The following is an 18,428-nucleotide window of genomic DNA, read 5'->3' as shown; positions in this document are numbered from 1 at the left end:
CTGCAAGTTATTTTTTTGTCAGGGTAAGTACCATTTCTCCTACATAGACACCACTTCTGCCGGAATGAAGTATAGGAACATTCTGCCCATTGGCATTCAGATATACCATCGGTTTTTCCATAAAAGAGTGAGTATGTCCGCCCAAGATAATATCGATGCCATACGTCTTGGCCACCAACTGTTCATCGTCAATATCGCTTGATGCCAACCTATGTAAGCCCAGATGTGACAAACAAATCACGACATCGCATCCTTCCTTTCCTCTGAGAAGGTCGCTCATTTTCTGTGCCACCGTTATCGGGTCTTTATAAGTCACCCCTTCCCTTTTATCTGCTTGCACCAATCCTTCCAACTTCGGAGCCAGGCTGAAGATACCAATCTTCAAACCTTCACGTTCCAATGTGATATAAGGTTTCACCAATCCTTCAAGCACCGTACCTGTCATTTCATAATTGGAACAAACTATCGGGAATCGAGCCAAACGGAACAAACGTGCCATATTGTCCAAACCGAAATCAAACTCATGGTTTCCTATCGCCATGGCGTCATAGCCCATAAGATTCATCATCTTTACTTCCAGTTCGCCTTGAAAGAGATTATAATAAGGCGTACCTTGCGATATGTCTCCGCAATCCAGCAACAACATCTCGGGATGCTTGCCGCGATACTGCTTCACAATCTCGGCACGACGCACCACCCCTCCCATTCCGGCATACTCGTCGGCAGCTTCCGGACTGATGGGATCTATGCGACTGTGCGTGTCACTGGTATGCAGAATAAACAATTGCTTTTCCAAAGCGCCGGATTTTCCCTGTTGTGCCGAAAGCGAAAAGGTAAAAAGCAGCAGAACTGCCAAAGAATATATACGTTTCATCGAACTTCTGTTTTTTTATCTTTATTTTTTTACTATCACTCTTCCCTCTATGTGCGAGGTAATCTTTTTACCGACTGCCGAATTCTTTTCCACATATTTTGTGAATATTCCACGCACTGTGGCTCCTTTAGGACATACTCTCTTATCGGCCTGCATGAATGCAATCATGCCATCGTTCCCATCGGCCAGATAGTCCACAGTGGCAACCGTATATGTCCGGTCGTCCTCTATTGGTTTTCCGCCTATGAGCGCACGCAGCACCTTACCGTCTTTGCTTATTTCCAGCTTTACACCGCTCACACCTTCTCCACCCCTCGCTGCTATATTCTCAAACAGGAGTTTCATAGCATTCCCTTTCATGCTCAGTATGCAAAGCGAATTTTCAAAAGGCAACACTTCAAAAATATTTTCAATAGTAATAGCTCCCTCGGTCAAAGAGCTACGGATACCGCCTATGTTTATCATCCCCATATCAACAGGCATGCCCTGCACCTCCATAGCATCCTCTCGCAACACATCTGCAATCAAATTAGACAAAGGACTTTCAGGCCTGAATCTGTCCATTGACACTTCGGCTGTTCCAATCACACGGCACATCACACTATCTATCTGTTTTTTATAAGGAGCCAGTAAAGCCATTGCTTCGGCATCCGGCACAGCATCCCACGTAGAATCTACGGAGATTCTACCACCCTCCACCCGGGTCACTTGGTAAGAAGAATGGCAGGAAGCCAACAAAAGCGCAACCGCCATTATCCCCCGGGAAAGGATACGAAAAATCAATCTTTTCATACATTTTTAGTTTTAATCAATTACAAATATACTTTTTTTTTACGATTGAGCCATACAAAAGTAGATAAAAATGAAGATTATTGATGACTTTATTTTCGCTTACTACTACCGCTTCGGTGTTTCTTTTTATCGTGCATATTAAATTTTTTATGGCGGAATGCAAATGACAGAGGTCAAAATTGCGTTCCGCCTTTATTTTTGCTATACAAAAATACGAATTAACATCTGATATACAACTTTTTATCGTTAATAAATAAAAGAGAAACACTTTGTTTGCCTTGATAGAACCATCATGGCACAGTTGAGAAAATTCGTAAATTCAGTACCGGAATATCACAGAACCGGTAAGGGTAATTTCAAGCATCGTCTTTCAGACTTGTTGATGCTTGTAATAATGGCTCGCTTGAGCAAGTGCGTAACAAGACAGGAAATCCTGTCTTTCGGCCGACATAATTTGCAGCGCCTGCAGGCAATGGGCTTATTGAAAAGAGGATTACCCTCCGAACCTACGTTATGCCGTGTATTCAAAAGCATTGATGACGAGGAGATGGCACATTGCCAGTCGGCCTTTTCAGAGAGCTTCAGAAAAGAAATACGAAAATCGGAAATGGAAATAATCTGTGTTGACGGCAAAGCGATGAAGGTTACCTTTTATGATAACGGCCGTAATCCCGACATCGTGTCCGCCTATTCCGCAGAAGCCGGGATAACCCTGGCCACGGATGTGTGTGAGGAAAAAGCAATGAGATAAAGGCCGTCCCGCTGCTTCTTGTCAACAAAATCGACATCTGCGGAAAGATTGTTACTGCCGATACCATGTCCATGCAAAAGGACATCATTGACAAAATCAGGGAGGAAGGCGGCGATTTTCTGATAGAACTCAAGGCCAACCAGCGTTCGCTGTGTTATGGAGTGGGGGACAGGATAAAAGAGCATGCACCGCTTTATTCGTATACCGAGGGTCCCGAACTCGGTCATGGCAGGATTGAAACCAGGACATATCGCATCTGTGACGGACTGGATATTATTGCAGATAAGGAGAAATGGGGTGGCAATATGACGATTATAGAATATGAATCCGACACTGTCAAAAAGCCCTCAGGGGCACATACCTCCGAGAAACGGCTGTACGTGAGCGGTCTGCCAACAAACACTCCGGCATTGGGTTCCATAGTGCGCAAACACCGGGCAATAGAAAGCATGCATTGGGGGCTGGACCTTAATCTTCTGCAAGACAAGGTAAAACGAAAGTCTGTAAAGGCTGCACGTAATCTTGATACCATGCAGAGAATAGTATATTCTCTGTTCTCAATATGGAGAGGACTACGCAAAAAGCAGTCTGACAAAAGACAAAAGAAAAGGTATGGCTGGACTTATGAGGCACATTTCTATGAGCTTTACCAGATTCTTGTATTTTTTATCTCAAAATTGAAAATTATTAGATTTGGATATAAGGATAACTTTTTGATATACAACTATAACAAATTATCCGGTTCGCGATGAACCGGGTAAGGGGAGGTATGGCGTTACTTTAATTGTAAATGAAAGAGCCGTGACCTCTTATCTGTATAGAATGATAGAGACCATATTGCCGAATGGCTGAGTAGTTGCCGGGCCTCTCGATAATTGTTAATTTGACTAAAAACAGAGTAAACAGACGGTCTTTCATTTTTATTGTTTATTTTTGTGAGGTCGATGGCAAGATTATTGCCATCAAGAAAATGCCAGCTATATTGATTAAACACAAATGAGGACTTCCAAAATGAACGACGGTACGACGCATAAGTCGAAAAATAAAAGGTCGAAAAGCAAGAAACAAGTAAAGAAAATTCCTTGGCAGTATAAACCGGAAGGAGTGGACTTAAAGACATGGCAGGTGCTATTACGCAAACAAGCGGCCAAAGATTTGAATATGACTGTATGCTGTGCCGACGAGAAAAAGTCTCCCGGAGAATACATAGTAAGGAACAGGCATCTCGGCAGAGAATACAAAGTCGTATACCGTGGTGCCAAGAGCCCTTGGAACTATTGTTCTTGCATGGATTTCAAAACGTCACAATTGGGAACTTGCAAGCATCTGGAGGCCGTCAAGTTGTGGATAAGGAAAGGAAGACGCGTCCATTCCGAGATACCTCCTTATACTTCGGTTTACATTGATTATAGTAAGGGCCGGCAGGTACGCATCCGTATCGGCAGCGACCATGCGGAAGAATTCCGTATGCTTGCAAAAGATTATTTCAATAAGGATGACAGTCTGAAACCGTCTTCTTATAAACATTTTAACGTATTCCTGCAACGAGCCCGCGAGATTGACAACACTTTCCGTTGCTATCAGGATGCTCTTAACTATGTATTGGAAAAGCGCGAACATGAACAACGTGAAAAATGGGTGGGTACATTGGTTAAAGAAGATTTTGAAGACCTCCTCCGCACCCGGCTCTATCCTTATCAGGAAAAAGGCATTCTGTTCGCTGCTGAAGCCGGACGTTGCATTATTGCTGACGAAATGGGATTAGGTAAAACCATTCAAGCCATCGGTACATCGGAATTATTGCGTAAAAAAGGTTATGTAAACAGTACCCTTATCATGTGTCCTACCTCCTTGAAATATCAATGGAAAAGAGAGATTGAACGGTTCACAGGACAGACCGTACGGGTAATCGAAGGAGATCACTTGAAACGGCGTGAGCAATATGGCGCGCCTGAGGCCTACAAAATTGTTTCTTATTACGCAGTTTGCAACGATATCAAGGTGTTAGGAGACATGGAGGCCGATATGCTGATTATTGATGAGGTGCAGCGGCTGAAGAATTGGGATACGCAGATAGCCAAGGCCGCACGGAAGATTAAATCGCACTATGCGGTAATTCTTTCCGGTACACCTTTGGAAAACAAGCTTGAGGAACTTTATTCCATTATCGAACTGGTGGATCAATTCTGCTTAGGACCTTACTATCTATTCCGCAACCGTTACATCATCACGGATAATAAAGGCGCTACGCTGGGGTATCGGAATTTGAACGAGATAAGCGGGCGGTTGAAGCCGTGCCTCATCCGCAGGAAGAAAAGTGACGTGAAGCTCCAGATGCCCACACGCCAGGACAAGAACTTGATGGTCCCGATGACAAAAGAGCAGATGGAGGTACATGATGAGGCAAAATGGCGTGTGTCGTGCCTTTTGAAGAAATGGGAGAAGATGCATTTCCTTTCCGAGACAGACCGCAACCGGCTGATTCAAAATCTCCAACAGATGAGGATGGTCTGCGACAGTACCTACATCCTTGACCAAAAGACACGTTTCGATACGAAAGTGGACGAGGTGATGAACATTGTAAGCAACATTGTTGAGAGCGGTGATGAAAAAGTGGTTATATTCAGCCAATGGGAGCGTATGACACGACTGATGGCCAAAGAGATGGACGCGAAAGGAATCCGTTACGAATATCTTCATGGCGGTGTGCCTTCCATCAAGCGTAAGGATTTGGTCAACAACTTCACCGACATCCCCGAAATCCGTGTGTTCCTTTCTACGGATGCCGGAAGTACGGGATTGAACCTTCAAGCAGCTTCCGTCCTCATCAATATCGACTTACCTTGGAATCCTGCTGTGTTAGAACAACGCGTGGCCCGCATCTACCGCATTGGGCAAAAGAAGAACATACAGGTGGTAAACTTAGTATCTGCCCATACCTTCGAGGAGGATATGCTTGGTAAGCTGCGGTTTAAGGCATCAATGTTCGAAGGCGTACTGGACGGAGGCGAGGATACAATCTTTGCCGGAAACAGCAAGTTCAAGGATATGATGGAACAGCTCAGCACCGCCATGGACGATTCTGAGCGTGGGTCTTTCGCAGATGAATCTACCATTGACAAAAGCGATGAAGAGCCGAAACGGCAGGAAGAGGAAAACAGCGAACCTATTGTTCACACTACAGATGAAGAAGATATCTTGCAAACGGAAAGGTTCTCCGACACAGCTGAGCAGCAAGTAGGTCACAGCGGCTTGGATAGCCAAGGGAAAGAGCATGAAAAACATAATACTGTCGATTCGCGCAAGCTTGCCGAACAAGGATTATCATTTTTCAGCGGACTGGCTCACATATTACAGTCGCCGGAGACTACACGGGATTTTGTGAATGAAATAGTCGAAGAGAATCCCGAAACAGGCGAGACAGTGCTAAAAATTCCGGTTAAAGATAAAGAAACGGTAACCCGGCTCCTTAGCGGCCTTGCAAATTTATGGGAAACGTTGTCAGTCCAAAGTACAAAAGAGAACTACTGAAGACAGCTATTGGGAGGACAAAAGTGCCGTCAAAGTCATTCTAAAGACGAACAGGTTATGTCCTTTTTCAATCTTTTATTCCAAAATAACTATCTGGGGAGATATTCCGAGCAAGACGATAGCTTGAAAAAGAGTATTGAGACATAACCGCTCTTCTATTTCTCTCCTTTCCGGATACCGATGATCTTTCTTCGTATGGCGAATATATTCAGCAACGATACGATAAGGAATAGGAGAGAGCCTGTCAAGAAACAAGGAAATAACGAACTTTCTTCTAACTGTGGAAAGAAAGACTGAATCGTTTCAATATAACAGGTGCGCACCTGCATGACGCCACCTATGGAAAGTAACAAGACGGCGACATTCAGCCCTATCGTCAGAATATGGTAAGGAAGTGCCACTTGAGTGGGGCTGTATCCTATCAGTAAAAGATTTTCCAGTTTCGCCGTATTCTTTTGCAGCAGTAAGAAGATGCTCAACATCAGGATATAGAATGACAATATGCTGATAAACAGACCGACTGCCATGACAATGCCCGTGATAAGGCGCAGAAAATAAGTCGTTTTTCCGGCATCGAGGCTGTCACCTTCGGTTTCATAGCCGTTTGCCGAGAAGTATTCGTTAATGGCCGTGTCCGTGGGATTCTTCACCTCCACAATGAGGCGTGATGGTTTGCCTTCTTTGCCGGGAGCGAAGCTGTTGTTGGCCCAATCCATGAACGACTGTGGCACAAGAATAGTATTCAGCCGGTTGGAGAAGCCTACGATATTTCCTTTGTACTGCTCCGTCCGTTCGTTGCCCCGCAGCACGATGTCCATTTGTATCATGCTTATCAACCCCTCGGATAGCTTCGGCAGACTACGGCTTTGGGCAAAACCGAAATTGTATAGATTCAGATAGTTGCGAGGGATTATAATAGGGATAATATGACTCTCCTCATCAAAAAGCCATTTCTTCAAACTGACATCTACATATTCGTCGGGCACAGACTCGAAAAACATTTCCGTGGATAGGTGTATGCCTGCTTCTTGCATGCCCACTCCGGCAGAGACCTTGAAGAGGGAAGGCGTGAAGGCCCCCACACTACGTGTGAAAGATTGTTCTCGTATGTCCTCGATGTCCTCCTTGCTGAACGTATTGCTTTTCCCGGTGATACCGCCTAACGTACTGATTTTCTTTGTAGCTATAATATAGTCTCTCTTCATGAAACTGTCTCCGGAAGTAAAGACGGAGAGTACGTCGGAGTAAAACTGTACGCTCAGCAGCACAATCATCATCCCGAAAAGATTGGCAAGGAAAAAACCGGCCAATTGGCCTATGCTGATATGTCGGCGGAGAAGTTTCCAAACAAGTTTATTCATACCCTTTTAAATTGAAAATGGAAGGTGGAAGATATCATAATTTGAATACGTGGTCATATTCCATCCTTAAGTGTTTCCCGATAGAAGTTATCAGAATGCCCGCTCCTTGCCTTTCTGCTTCGTCCGAAAGGATGCGGCTCATGACGGCTCCGTTCTCATCGTCCAAATGGCTGACCGGTTCGTCCAGAAAGATGAAGTCGAAAGGTTGGCAGAGGCAACGGACGAAAGCTACTCTTTGTTGCTGGCCGAAAGAGAGTTTTCCTACTTTTTCGTTTCCTTTGTCGGCAATTCCGAGTTGTTCGAAGAGGGCAAGGATATCCTTCTTCTTTTTATAATCGGTGAGTCGGTTCTTTAATTGTACGTTCTCAAGTGCAGAGAGCTCCGGAAAAAGGCGCAGTTCCTGAAAGAGGATGCTGAGCGATTGTTTGCGGATATCCACCCACCCGTCAACAGAAAGAGAGCGTATATTCTGCCCGTCAAAATTGATGATGCCTTGATAGTCGTGACGATATCCGTATAGGTAGCTGCATAGCGATGATTTACCGGTGCCGGAGGCTGCTTCTATCAAATATCGTTTCCCTTTGTCGAACGTAATGTCTCGGTGCCATATATCCGAAGTGATGGCGTTGCGGTCGGCAAATACAGTGGGGAGTGTTTTCTGTAAGCGGATACTGTTCATGTTTCTATCTTATTCGTTGGTCATTACAATCACAACCCTATGAATTGTTTGCCAAAATCAGCGAGCTGCTTTAAGGAGTTGTTTTTTTTGTCCTGCAAAACAACGGTGAAGGTGGTACGGTTGCTGTCGCCCCGTGCATTCAATACATCAATTTTGTTGATAAGTTGATAGAGGGTCTGAACTTCAGGCTCATCGGCTGCGAATACCATGAGGGCTCGCAGATTGGTCACGGTCAGCAGTTCCTCTTTAGTCAGTTCTATGTTGAAAGGTACACCCTGCATCATTTGTGCCATCGCCAATTGCAGTTCTCTCGTGTTCCGGGGATGAAAGGGTTGATTGCTTTCACGGGTTTCTCCGTTGAAACCGGCACGTTGCAGGCAAGCATATATTCTTCCGTTCTCAAACAGCAGATAACCGTAGAGTTGCGTGCCTTGCGGCCAGTTCAGCACACCGCGTATGTCAAAAGGCAGGGTGTCGGGAGTAGCAAGCAGGCGTATGTCTCCTTTTTGTTTCATCATAGGTGCGAAGAAAGGATTGGCATGTATACTTTTATCGGCGGGCTGCTTCATCAAAGCAGTGACGGCTGCCGATAATTTCTTTAGCCGTGCAGCGCTTCCACCATAGACAACTAGCAATGTGCCGTCATTAAAAGCCAGTTGTATGCCTGCTTCTCCAATGTTGGTCGTGTAATATCCGTCCGCCTTGACAGGAGCGTTACAGAAATTCTTCTCGGCAAGTGTCTTAATCAGAACCTCCAATTTCTTCAGGTCGTCCACTTTGATGGTGGCAACCATGCTGTGCAGTGAAACTGCTTTGAATGCGAATATTGGTGCATTCCAGTCTATTCCCATTTCCTCTGGATGTTCTGCTATGGCCTCCAACTGTTTGAAAAGTGCAGGATTACTACCATCAAGCAGCAGACTGAAGAGTTTCTGCCACATTTCCCGATTGGCGGGAGTGTTTAATCCCGCTTTCTCTACAATGGCTTTCATGTCGATGGCAGCCACTTCGGTCGCATTGGCAGGGATGGCGTGGGTATATTCCGTTTTTTCGGTTTTACTGCATGCGCAGAGTATGAACACCAGTGTCAAAAGGGGTAACAACCGGAATAATAAATTCTTTTTCATACGTACTATCGTTGGTTTTGTAAGTTTAGCAGGTGGCATGCCACAAGGGCTGCCGTCTCTGTGCGCAGGCGTGATTTCCCCAGACTGACAGGACGGAAACCATATGCTTCGGCTATCTGCACTTCTTCTTCACTGAAATCTCCTTCGGGACCGATAAGGATTACAACATCGAGGCCGGGAGTCAGCACCTCTTTCAGCAACGGTTTCTCGCCTTCGTAGCAATGGGCTATGAACTTTTGCCCCTCAAAAGGCTGCGCCACGAATTTCTTGAAGTCGGTCATTTCGTTCAGGCGGGGCAGGCGTGCTTTGAGTGATTGCTTGATGGCAGAGATGAGTATTTTGGAAATACGCTCTGTTTTGATGATCTTCCGTTCGGAAAAGCGGCAATTAAGGAATGTCAGTTCGTCAAATCCTATCTCGGTGGCTTTCTCGGCAAACCATTCCGTGCGATCCATATTCTTGGTGGGGGCCATGGCTATGTGGAGATGCCCCTCCCATAAAGGAGGTTGAGGGAGAGTTTCCAGAATATGGACAAGACAACGTTTGTGAGTAGCGATAGTGATTTCGGCACAATAGAAATTCCCTTTTCCGTCCGTCAAAGTCACCTTGTCTCCGGCTTGCAGGCGCAATACGCGTATGGCATGTGTGGCTTCTTCCTCAGGAAGTTCCGCGCAAGTTCGTATGTCAGGTGTATAGAAGACATGCATGGCTTTTTATTTTATTCTTTCTCCAAGTTTCTGATTTGGTCTCTCAAAAAGGCTGCGCGCTCATAATTCTCATCTTCGATGGCTTTTTGCAGTGCTTCTTTCAGCATCTCAAGCGAATCTTCCTGTAAAAACTTTTCTTTGTCAGGATGACTGCTTGCTGTAGGATCGGCTGCTTGCCCTCCGGTTTTCAGACTCTCTGCTTCCAGAATGTCTTCGTAGATAAAGATAGGGGCATTCATGCGTAAAGCCAAAGTCACGGCATCGCTGGTACGGGCATCAACGCGGAGAATCGTTTCTTCAGCCTTCAGGTAAAGGTAAGAACAAAAAATGCCGTTTTCTGCTTTATAGATAAGGATACGCAACAATTTTACGCCTAACGTCTCGAGCACGGAGGCGAACAGGTTGTGGGTCATCGGACGAGGAGGGAGTATCTTTTTTAGTTCGATAAGCATGGCTTGGGCTTCGGAAGCACCGATAATGACCGGGAGCTGTCTGTCGCCTCCCACTTCACCCAAAACCATGGCATAAGCACCTGCCTGTTCCTGACTGTTGGAAATGTTCTGCACTTGCAGTTCTATCTTTTTCTTATTCATAGGGCTATAAATCCTTATTCTTTATTTGCTCTCAGGTCGGTGTTTGTATTTAAAGACAAGTGAGAAAATCACAGCTACCACCAATGCGTAAAGGGCAAAAGTGTACCAGGCAGATTGCCACTGTGCTATCTGTGGCGCCGCGTTGTTGAAATCAACGAAATAATTGACAACAGCCTGTGCTCCCAGCGTACCTATGGTAGCGCCAAAGCCGTTTGTCATGATGACGAACAATCCTTGTGCACTGGAACGAATATTCTTGTCGGTTTCTCTGTCCACAAACAAGGAGCCGGAAATATTAAAGAAGTCGAACGCCACTCCATAGACTATCATAGAGAGCACGAACATCCATACACCACCACCGGGATTCCCGCTACCGAATAGGGCAAATCGAAGTACCCATGCCAGCATGGCAATGAGCATTACCTGCTTGATGCCGAAACGTTTCAGGAAGAAAGGAATCAACAGAATACAGAGTGTCTCGGAGATTTGTGACAGGGAAATCAGTATGTTGGCATGCTGCACACCGAAAGTGTCGGCATACTCGGGGATGTTTCCAAAACTGCTGATATATGGATTGGCAAAGCCATTGGTTATTTGAAGTGATACGCCTAAAAGCATGGAGAAAATGAAGAAAAGGGCCATTTTTTTCTGCTTGAACAACGTAAACGCACGTAAACCCAAAGCTTCCACCAGAGATTTTGTTTGTTCGCCTTTGCTGATGGGGCAAGCGGGCAGAGTCAGAGCATAAATACTATATACCATTCCGATGAGGGCGCAGGCTAAGAATTGCCCGTAATTGTTTTGAAGCCCCAGCAAATCTACCATCCACATGGAACAGATGAATCCGATAGTGCCGAAAATGCGGATAGGAGGGAAAGTCTTGATGGTGTCCAAGCCGGCTTTGTCCAACGCAGTATAGGCCACTGAATTGGAGAGTGCAAGAGTGGGCATATAGAAAGCCACGCTTATAGAATAGAAAGTGAAGAGAATGCCGAAATCCGCATCTGTGCCTGCGCTCATGCCATAATAACCCGTAAGTCCCAAATAGGGCGGCAATGAAATGGCTGAGGCTAAGCAATTTCTGTGCCGGTATCCAACGGTCGGCAATGATGCCCAGAATGGCAGGCATGAAGAGTGAAACGATGCCTTGCATGGCGTAGAACATACCGATATGGCCGGCCAGCCCTACATTCACCAGATAGCTGCCCATAGATGTAAGATAAGCTCCCCACACAGCAAACTGCAGGAAGTTCATGATAATTAAGCGTTCTTTATAGTTCATATTTTTTCTTTAATTATGTGTTTTTCTAAGAGACCAAAATGAAATCAAAATAGTTTTCTTGGTTATATACACCGCAAATGTAGGGATTTTCTTGGAAAGGAAGAAGTGGGAAAATAATAAAAAAAGAAGGCTATCTATCCCAGACAGCCAACCTTCATTAACCTTAAATCTAATACCATGAAAAACACAGTGCAAAGGTATAAGATTTATGTTATACAACATGAAAATTCTTCTTTTTTCTCCAATTATTAACCTTATTTAACAATTAAGCAGCTTTTCTAAGAGTGGTTAAAAGCTCAGTTTCAATCCTGCAAAGTAAGTGCGTGGAGTGCCCGGACCATAAATGTAACCGGAATCGCGGCTTGCCCCTTTATCAAAATCCTTTTGATAGGAATTGAAGATATTCTGCATGCCCGCATTAAGCTGTAAACAGATACCGGAAAAGTCGATATCGTATGCCAGTTTAGCTCCCAACTCAAAGAAACTCGGACTCTTCACCAATACATCTGCCGTTTCGTTTACCTCCGACAGCAAATGAGGCACATACATCCGTCCGGTATAGTTTCCGTTCAGAGCTATTGAGAAAGCCTTTGCGGGGGTATACGTGGCAGTAAAGTATCCATATACATCGGGAGTACGGAGCATTTTGTCGCTGCGGCGTGCAGCCTCTGACAGATGTTCTTTATCTTCACTCCATTCCACGGGCGAATCGTAAAGGCTGCGCTGCAAGGTCAGCCCTGCCTGCATCTGCACCTTGTCACGATAAGCAATCTTGCCCTCCAGTGTGCCTCCGTACACTTTTGCACCGGGACCGTTAATACGGGTTCGTATCAGATAGTTGCTGCCCTTCGGGTCATCTACCGGAGGTGTCAGGAAAAACGGGTCGATAAGTCTGGTATAGAACCCTTCCACCAATAGGTTTGCCTGAAAGTCTCCGAAATAATGATACCAGTCCACCGAAGCGTTGACACTGCGCGAGCGTTCTTCCTTCAGCCCTTTGGCGCGTACGATGGATACCAATTCTCCGCCCACGTTGCTGATGTGCAAATCTTCATCGAAAGCCTGCGGCGCACGGAAACCTTCGGCATAACTTAAACGGATATTCACATCCTGACTGGGATTGTAGCGGATATTGGCACGAGGACTGAAGATAGCTTTGTCCATGATGCTGTTCTTGTCTATGCGACCGCCAATCAAAAAGCTCCACTGCTCATTTTTCCATTCGTTCTGCACGTAGGCGCTTGCAATGTTGACAATCTGATTCAACGGAGCAGGTGTATATTTGGCTATCAGTTGCTTCAGTCGGTCGCCCGTCGCATTGGGGTCTTCCTTCAAAGCGGCATTGCGGTATTTCTGCCTGTCCGTTGCCTTGTCGTGCAGGTTGTCGTGATTAAACTCCACGCCACCCGTCAGGTCGGAAGGCATAAACAAGCATTTGTCGAAACGATAGATGTATTGGGCACCCAACACTCCGGTAAAGTCGGTCGTCATGCCGTAGGCGCTATAATAGCTGTCGCGCGCAATATGCTGGGCAGAGGCGTATGCGCTGAACGTATGCTTTTGGTCTTTGGAAAAGGCGGTAAACTTCAGTCCGCCGGCATCGATGGAGTGTTTCAGTTGCTCCACAAGTCCCTCCTCGCCCGTGCCGTTCAAGTCGGCATCCTCAGCGATATGGGGAGGCAAGTCAAAGCCGCTTCCTCCGCGACGGAATTCTTCCATGTGGTGGTATTCCAGACTCAACTTGGAGTAAGTGCTTGTTCTATAATAAGCATTCATGCCGATGGTCTGGTTTTTCAGTTTGGGCAGTTCGGAGAAGCCGTCGCTGTTAGAGTCCCATGCCGAACGATGTCTGTTCTGCCCATATACGTAAGCTCCCATTTTATTGTCCGAGGAGACCAGAGAAAAGTTCAACGCCGTATTGTTGTCAAACGAACCGGAGCCGTTGAAATTGGAAATGGTGTGAGAGAACGTGCCGGAATTGCGGACAGGTTCTTTCGTAATGATATTCACCGTTCCCGCAATGGCCGAGGAGCCGAACAAAGCGGAACCTCCTCCGCGCACCACTTCCACACGCTCTATCATATTGGCGGGAATCTGTTCCAGCCCGTAAACGCCTGCCAAAGCCGAGAAGATGGGGCGTGAATCTATCAGTATCTGGGTGTATTTTCCATTCAGTCCGTTGATGCGCACTTGCGAATAGCCGCAATTCTGACAGTCGGTCTCTACACGTACGCCGGGCTGAAACACCAGACCTTGCGACAGCGTGTGTGAGTTAGTCAGTTCAAACAATTTCGGAGTGACCACCTTGACCAACGTCGGTGCCAGACGACGGGCAGTCTCGTTACGGTTGGCGGAAACAACCACACCGTCCAACGCAATCATATCCTCTTCCAATTCAAAGTTTTCCTCCAAGGTTTTACCGCGTTTCAGTACAACCTTATGTTCCTGCGACTTATACCCCACCGCACTGACCAGCAGCGTAAATTCTCCTTCGGGCAGGTTCTTCAGGAAATAATGTCCGGTGGCATCGGTCATGGTTCCAATGGTAGTCCCTTTCAAGGAAACGGATATGTAAGGCAAATGCTCACCTGAGTTTTTTTCAATCACGTGACCGACGATATTGGCATCGGTACTTTTCAAATCTTCGGCATAAACGGTGGATGAGAGTAACAGACATAGTGCCCCCATCACAAAACATATATATTTTTTCATTGTTTTCTGAATTAAATAGTTTCATAAAAAGTGTTCATATTCTACTTCTCAAGTACGAATAAAAACGAGCCCACGAATTTCGACATAGCAGGAAAAACGTTCTTTACTTCTGCCACACCGCACTCAGGACTTTTGGTTTCAAAAGAGACAAGGAGGAGCACGCAGGCTGATGCCGCCGCGAGACCTGCGACATTTGATGCGTTCTGTTGCAAGAACAGGAAGTACGCACAACAAAACGAAGAAGACAGAGGCGGCTGTATAACATAAAGTGAGAGAAGGAGAGACAAAAGAAGCCAAATAAAAAATGGTTTCCAGCTGCATCTCGGTATGTTCATGTTCTCCCCGGAACGGATGGGAATGCACAATAATCACACCATTCACCACATGCGAGTGGGTAAACAGCGTAATTCCTCCCCAATAAACAATGAACAACAGAGGCAGGAACCATCTCATTATATTTCTGTACTTCTTCAATGTTTCCTATAAAATTGAAATGCAAAGGTAGCGGTATTTACAAAAAAACACAAACAAATGGTTCTGTTTCCGCAGATAGTGGTCGAAAATACCTATTTCTTGTCATTGCGTCGAGACGTTATACGGATAGCCGTTCACCTCTTTTTTCTGATGTAAAATCACCAATTACATGAACATCAGCCACCTAAAACAAGGGCTGCTTTATTGTCTTTTTCGCGTCAGCGAATTATTTTTGCAAAAAAGTACCTGTTGTTTGCAACTTTATAGAGGAGACAATTCGTCTAACGGACAAAGCAACAAATAAAAAACATAGATTTATGAAACGTATCATTTTAGGTTTAATGCTTGCCATGACTTTTTTCAGCTTGGCACAAGGGAAAAACAGAATCGTAAGAGAGAATGACAGTGAAGGGAACACGAAAAGAGTCATCGAACTGAGAGACACCATGGTCAATGGGGAAACCCAAACAGACACACTCAGCATCATGACCTATGAAAGCAGCCAAAGCGGTGAAAACAACTCCTACTCCGATGACTACCGGAATGAGAGCCGCCAACGTCATAACAATTGGAGCTGGGATGAATTCGACCTTAGCGGCCATGCTTCTGAAACATTGATCGCCATAACAGCCATCGTTTTCGTATTCGGATTGCCCCTGCTCATCATATTCACCATCTTCTTCTTTCGTTACAAAAACCGGAAAGCCAAATACCGCCTTGCCGAACAAGCTTTGGCCAACGGACAACAACTTCCGGGAAACTTCTTCAAAGAGACATCGGATACCGACAACCATACCAAAGGCATCAGCAGTATATTCACCGGCATCGGTCTGTTCATCTTCCTCTGGGCCATCACCGGCCGCTTTGCCATCGGTTGCATCGGGCTACTGATCATGTTTATCGGTTTCGGACAATTGGTCATCTATTACACACAGCAAAGCAAAGGAGAACACCCTTTCATCCGCACAGATAGAGATGAAAAAGACAAGAACAGCGACGTTAAGACCAGAGGCATCGAAAGCAGCAACCGCGAAAAGAAGAATGAGGAGAAATGAACCAACTCGATGACATCTCGTTAGTCGCACAGGTCGTGGCATTTCACAACACCAAAGCTTTCGACCGGCTGGTGAAGAAATACCAATCGCCCGTACGACGGTTCTTCTTACACCAGACCTGCGGCGACCGAGAATTGAGTGACGATTTGGCGCAAGACACTTTCATCAAGGCTTATACGAACATCGCTTCATTCAAAAATCTGTCCGGCTTCTCCACCTGGCTCTATCGTATTGCTTATAATGTTTTTTATGACTATATTCGCAGCCGGAAAGAAACGGATGATTTGGAGACATACCAAGTGGATGCCCAGTGCAGCACGCTACAGAAAGACATCGGACAAGAAATGGACATCTATCGCGCATTGGCTTCACTGAAAGAAATGGAACGCACCTGCATCACGCTCTTTTACATGGAAGACCAAAGCATCGAGAAGATTGCGGGTATCACCGGATGCCCCGCGGGAACGGTAAAAAGCCACCTCTCGCGGGCAAAAGAAAAAATGGCTTCCTATCTAAAACAAAATGGTTATGATGGAAAATGACAATGATAAACTCCTGACTTCCTTCTTCGCCGAACACCGGAAAGAAATAGCCGACAACGGATTCAGCCGCCGTGTGCTGCGCCAATTGCCCAACCGCAGCCAACGCTTGTCACTGGTTTGGAACATCTTCTGTATCACGCTTGCCCTTGTGTTGCTCATCACTCTTGACGGACTACAGGCAACACTCAACACCCTACGCGAGGCTTTCCAGGCAGTAGTGCAATGCGGAGCTGCAGAACTCGATTATGAATCTTTGGCTATAGCCGCAATGGTACTGCTTTATTTCGCCTACCACAAGATTTCCTCGTTGGCATAAAACCGCCTCATGTTCCTACATCACAAGCTTTCTTGCTCCATTGCACAGACAAAGAAAGCCGATTTCCCTACCCTGCAGGTATGGAATTCAAGGTTTTTGTGTACCTTTGCCCACTCTTAAAATGAAATAAGGAAATCCGGTTTTGAAGCATCTTCTACTTACTATATTATTTATTCTCTCTGCCTGTAATATTCAGGCGCAAACAGCGAGCGACTCCATTGTCATGGAATATCTGAAAGAGATAGGATATCCTGCTACACGAAACAATGAAGTAAAACTTCTGACGAGCGGCCGTGAAAAGTTTACCGATCTCTTTGAAAGCATTCGTCATGCCCGGCATCATATTCATCTGGAATACTTCAACTTCCGAAACGACTCCATAGCCAATGCGTTGTTCGAACTGTTAGCCCGAAAAGCAGATGAGGGTGTGGAGGTGCGTGCCATGTTCGATGCTTTCGGCAATTGGTCCAACAACCGCCCTCTGAAAAAGCGCGACCTCCGGTCCATCAGAGCACGAGGCATTGAAATAGTGAAATTCGACCCCATCACTTTTCCTTGGATAAACCATGCCGCACACCGGGATCATCGAAAAATAGCTGTGATTGACGGGAAAATAGGTTATACCGGCGGCATGAATATCGCCGACTATTACATCGACGGCTTACCCAAAATCGGTGAATGGCACGACATGCACCTACGCCTCGAAGGAGAGGCCGTGCATTATCTGCAAAGCATCTTCCTGACGATGTGGAACCGTGAAACCGGACAGCATATCGGAGGGCCTGCCTACTTTCCCCCTCCTCCTCAACTTCCTGACAGCATAGCAAGCGAAATAACCATCGTTGATCGCACTCCATTAGAAACCCCGCGCTCCATCAGCCATGCCTATACCGCTTCCATTCAAGCGGCACAGAAAAGCATCCGAATCGTAAACCCCTACTTCGTGCCTACCAAATCCATTCGCCAAGCAATAAAAAATGCCTTGAAAAGAGGCACAGAGGTGGAAATCATGATACCCGCCGTATCCGACATTTACTTTACTCCCGAAGCTTCATTCCACATAGCGCATAAACTAATGAAGAAAGGAGCCGGAATTTATCTCTTTAACGGCGGTTTCCATCACTCCAAAATCATGATGGTGGATGGAAAGTTCTGTACCGTAGGCACTGCCAACCTCAACAGCCGCAGCCTGCGCTATGATTATGAAACGAATGCTTTCATCTTCGATGCGGCAACTACCGACCAACTGAACCGGATGTTTGAACGAGACAAACAGAACAGCACGCTGATGACTCCGGAATATTGGAAGAAACGCTCAACATGGAAAAAGTTCGTGGGGTGGATAGGCAACCTGCTGACACCTTTTCTGTGATTTCGCTGATAATAAGCCGTTTACACTTGTACAAGTGTAACTATGTCTTTTGGCTTGTTTGCCGGAATTATCAGCAAAATTAGTGCGCTAACCATTTTACAATATGTAAATTTCATCAACAATAAGCCTATAGGCAGAATTAAGTATGCACTAAATTAATTCCGCCAACGGGTTATTTTTATTATTACACGTATGATTCTTATGCTTTTCATTTTGACATTATGAAAATGGTATAAGCTTTGGCAATGAGCATAGGCTAT

16 protein-coding genes and 2 pseudogenes are annotated in these 18,428 nt (G+C 45.6%); 8 read left to right on the top strand and 10 right to left on the bottom strand.

The annotated features are described in order from the left end of the window. Positions 1 to 7: 7 nt before the first annotated feature. Both C4H11_RS05610 and C4H11_RS05605 read right to left on the bottom strand, forming a co-directional pair. Entirely contained in the window at positions 8 to 874 is an 867-nt protein-coding gene (locus tag C4H11_RS05610; protein ID WP_106040805.1) for a bifunctional metallophosphatase/5'-nucleotidase, read from the bottom strand. Between the two features lie 21 nt (positions 875 to 895). Further along, positions 896 to 1,666: a 5'-nucleotidase C-terminal domain-containing protein gene (locus tag C4H11_RS05605; protein ID WP_106040804.1), complete on the bottom strand. Its 771-nt coding sequence runs from the start codon at positions 1,664 to 1,666 to the stop codon at positions 896 to 898. 292 nt (positions 1,667 to 1,958) lie between these two features. Between C4H11_RS05605 and C4H11_RS14425 the strand changes: the two genes are divergently transcribed. The 3 genes from C4H11_RS14425 (at position 1,959) to C4H11_RS05595 (ending at position 5,948) form a co-directional block, all read left to right on the top strand. After that, on the top strand, positions 1,959 to 2,417 hold the full coding sequence (locus tag C4H11_RS14425; protein WP_234819889.1) for a transposase family protein: 459 nt from the start codon (positions 1,959 to 1,961) through the stop codon (positions 2,415 to 2,417). Further along, the gene (locus tag C4H11_RS14420; protein WP_317045998.1) at positions 2,414 to 3,169 is read left to right on the top strand and encodes an ISAs1 family transposase; all 756 of its coding nucleotides are present in this window, start codon (positions 2,414 to 2,416) and stop codon (positions 3,167 to 3,169) included. The genes C4H11_RS14425 and C4H11_RS14420 overlap by 4 nt, the downstream gene beginning before the upstream one ends. Before the next feature lie 244 nt (positions 3,170 to 3,413). Further along, positions 3,414 to 5,948 carry a DEAD/DEAH box helicase gene (locus C4H11_RS05595; protein ID WP_234819888.1) on the top strand — a complete coding sequence of 845 codons (2,535 nt, stop codon included), beginning with the start codon at positions 3,414 to 3,416 and terminating at the stop codon, positions 5,946 to 5,948. A 155-nt stretch (positions 5,949 to 6,103) separates the two neighbouring features. Here the strand turns inward: C4H11_RS05595 and C4H11_RS05590 are convergent, their stop codons facing one another. From C4H11_RS05590 to C4H11_RS05550, 8 genes and pseudogenes are all read right to left on the bottom strand, one after another. Then, the gene (locus C4H11_RS05590) at positions 6,104 to 7,309 is read right to left on the bottom strand and encodes a hypothetical protein (protein ID WP_106040802.1); all 1,206 of its coding nucleotides are present in this window, start codon (positions 7,307 to 7,309) and stop codon (positions 6,104 to 6,106) included. A 34-nt stretch (positions 7,310 to 7,343) separates the two neighbouring features. After that, the gene (locus tag C4H11_RS05585; protein WP_106040801.1) at positions 7,344 to 7,988 is read right to left on the bottom strand and encodes an ATP-binding cassette domain-containing protein; all 645 of its coding nucleotides are present in this window, start codon (positions 7,986 to 7,988) and stop codon (positions 7,344 to 7,346) included. A 29-nt stretch (positions 7,989 to 8,017) separates the two neighbouring features. Then, positions 8,018 to 9,115 (bottom strand): DUF4836 family protein, encoded by a 1,098-nt coding sequence (locus C4H11_RS05580; protein ID WP_106040800.1) that lies wholly within the window; start codon positions 9,113 to 9,115, stop codon positions 8,018 to 8,020. Positions 9,116 to 9,120: 5 nt separating this feature from the next. Then, a complete protein-coding gene (locus tag C4H11_RS05575; RefSeq protein WP_106040799.1) occupies positions 9,121 to 9,822 on the bottom strand; it encodes a 16S rRNA (uracil(1498)-N(3))-methyltransferase in 702 nt (233 codons plus the stop codon). Positions 9,823 to 9,833: 11 nt separating this feature from the next. Further along, a complete protein-coding gene (locus C4H11_RS05570; protein WP_106040798.1) occupies positions 9,834 to 10,415 on the bottom strand; it encodes a bifunctional nuclease family protein in 582 nt (193 codons plus the stop codon). 21 nt (positions 10,416 to 10,436) lie between these two features. Further along, positions 10,437 to 11,697, bottom strand: a pseudogene (locus tag C4H11_RS05565) (MFS transporter). A gap of 288 nt (positions 11,698 to 11,985) precedes the next feature. Further along, positions 11,986 to 14,409, bottom strand: a complete 2,424-nt coding sequence (locus C4H11_RS05555) for a TonB-dependent receptor (protein ID WP_106040796.1) — start codon at positions 14,407 to 14,409, stop codon at positions 11,986 to 11,988. 138 nt (positions 14,410 to 14,547) lie between these two features. Beyond that, positions 14,548 to 14,862, bottom strand: a complete 315-nt coding sequence (locus tag C4H11_RS05550) for a hypothetical protein (protein ID WP_106040795.1) — start codon at positions 14,860 to 14,862, stop codon at positions 14,548 to 14,550. 338 nt (positions 14,863 to 15,200) lie between these two features. Here C4H11_RS05550 and C4H11_RS05545 point away from each other — a divergent pair, with 338 nt between their 5' ends. The 5 genes and pseudogenes from C4H11_RS05545 to C4H11_RS05525 all read left to right on the top strand — a co-directional run. Beyond that, positions 15,201 to 15,938 carry a DUF6249 domain-containing protein gene (locus C4H11_RS05545; protein WP_234819887.1) on the top strand — a complete coding sequence of 246 codons (738 nt, stop codon included), beginning with the start codon at positions 15,201 to 15,203 and terminating at the stop codon, positions 15,936 to 15,938. Further along, complete coding sequence (locus C4H11_RS05540) at positions 15,935 to 16,480, top strand: RNA polymerase sigma factor (RefSeq protein ID WP_106040794.1); 546 nt, start codon at positions 15,935 to 15,937, stop codon at positions 16,478 to 16,480. The genes C4H11_RS05545 and C4H11_RS05540 overlap by 4 nt, the downstream gene beginning before the upstream one ends. Continuing rightward, positions 16,467 to 16,796 (top strand): DUF5056 domain-containing protein, encoded by a 330-nt coding sequence (locus C4H11_RS05535; RefSeq protein WP_106040793.1) that lies wholly within the window; start codon positions 16,467 to 16,469, stop codon positions 16,794 to 16,796. The genes C4H11_RS05540 and C4H11_RS05535 overlap by 14 nt, the downstream gene beginning before the upstream one ends. A gap of 223 nt (positions 16,797 to 17,019) precedes the next feature. After that, positions 17,020 to 18,168, top strand: coding sequence for a cardiolipin synthase (gene cls / locus C4H11_RS05530; protein WP_106040792.1), 1,149 nt, complete (start codon positions 17,020 to 17,022; stop codon positions 18,166 to 18,168). 51 nt (positions 18,169 to 18,219) lie between these two features. Further along, positions 18,220 to 18,327: pseudogene (locus C4H11_RS05525) on the top strand (IS982 family transposase); the annotation flags it as partial. Positions 18,328 to 18,428: the final 101 nt, after the last annotated feature.

This window comes from Bacteroides zoogleoformans, assembly GCF_002998435.1.
GTDB classification, from domain to species: domain Bacteria; phylum Bacteroidota; class Bacteroidia; order Bacteroidales; family Bacteroidaceae; genus Bacteroides; species Bacteroides zoogleoformans.
Note: the sequence above shows the minus strand (reverse complement) of the source record. Positions and strands in the feature narration are given on the sequence as shown.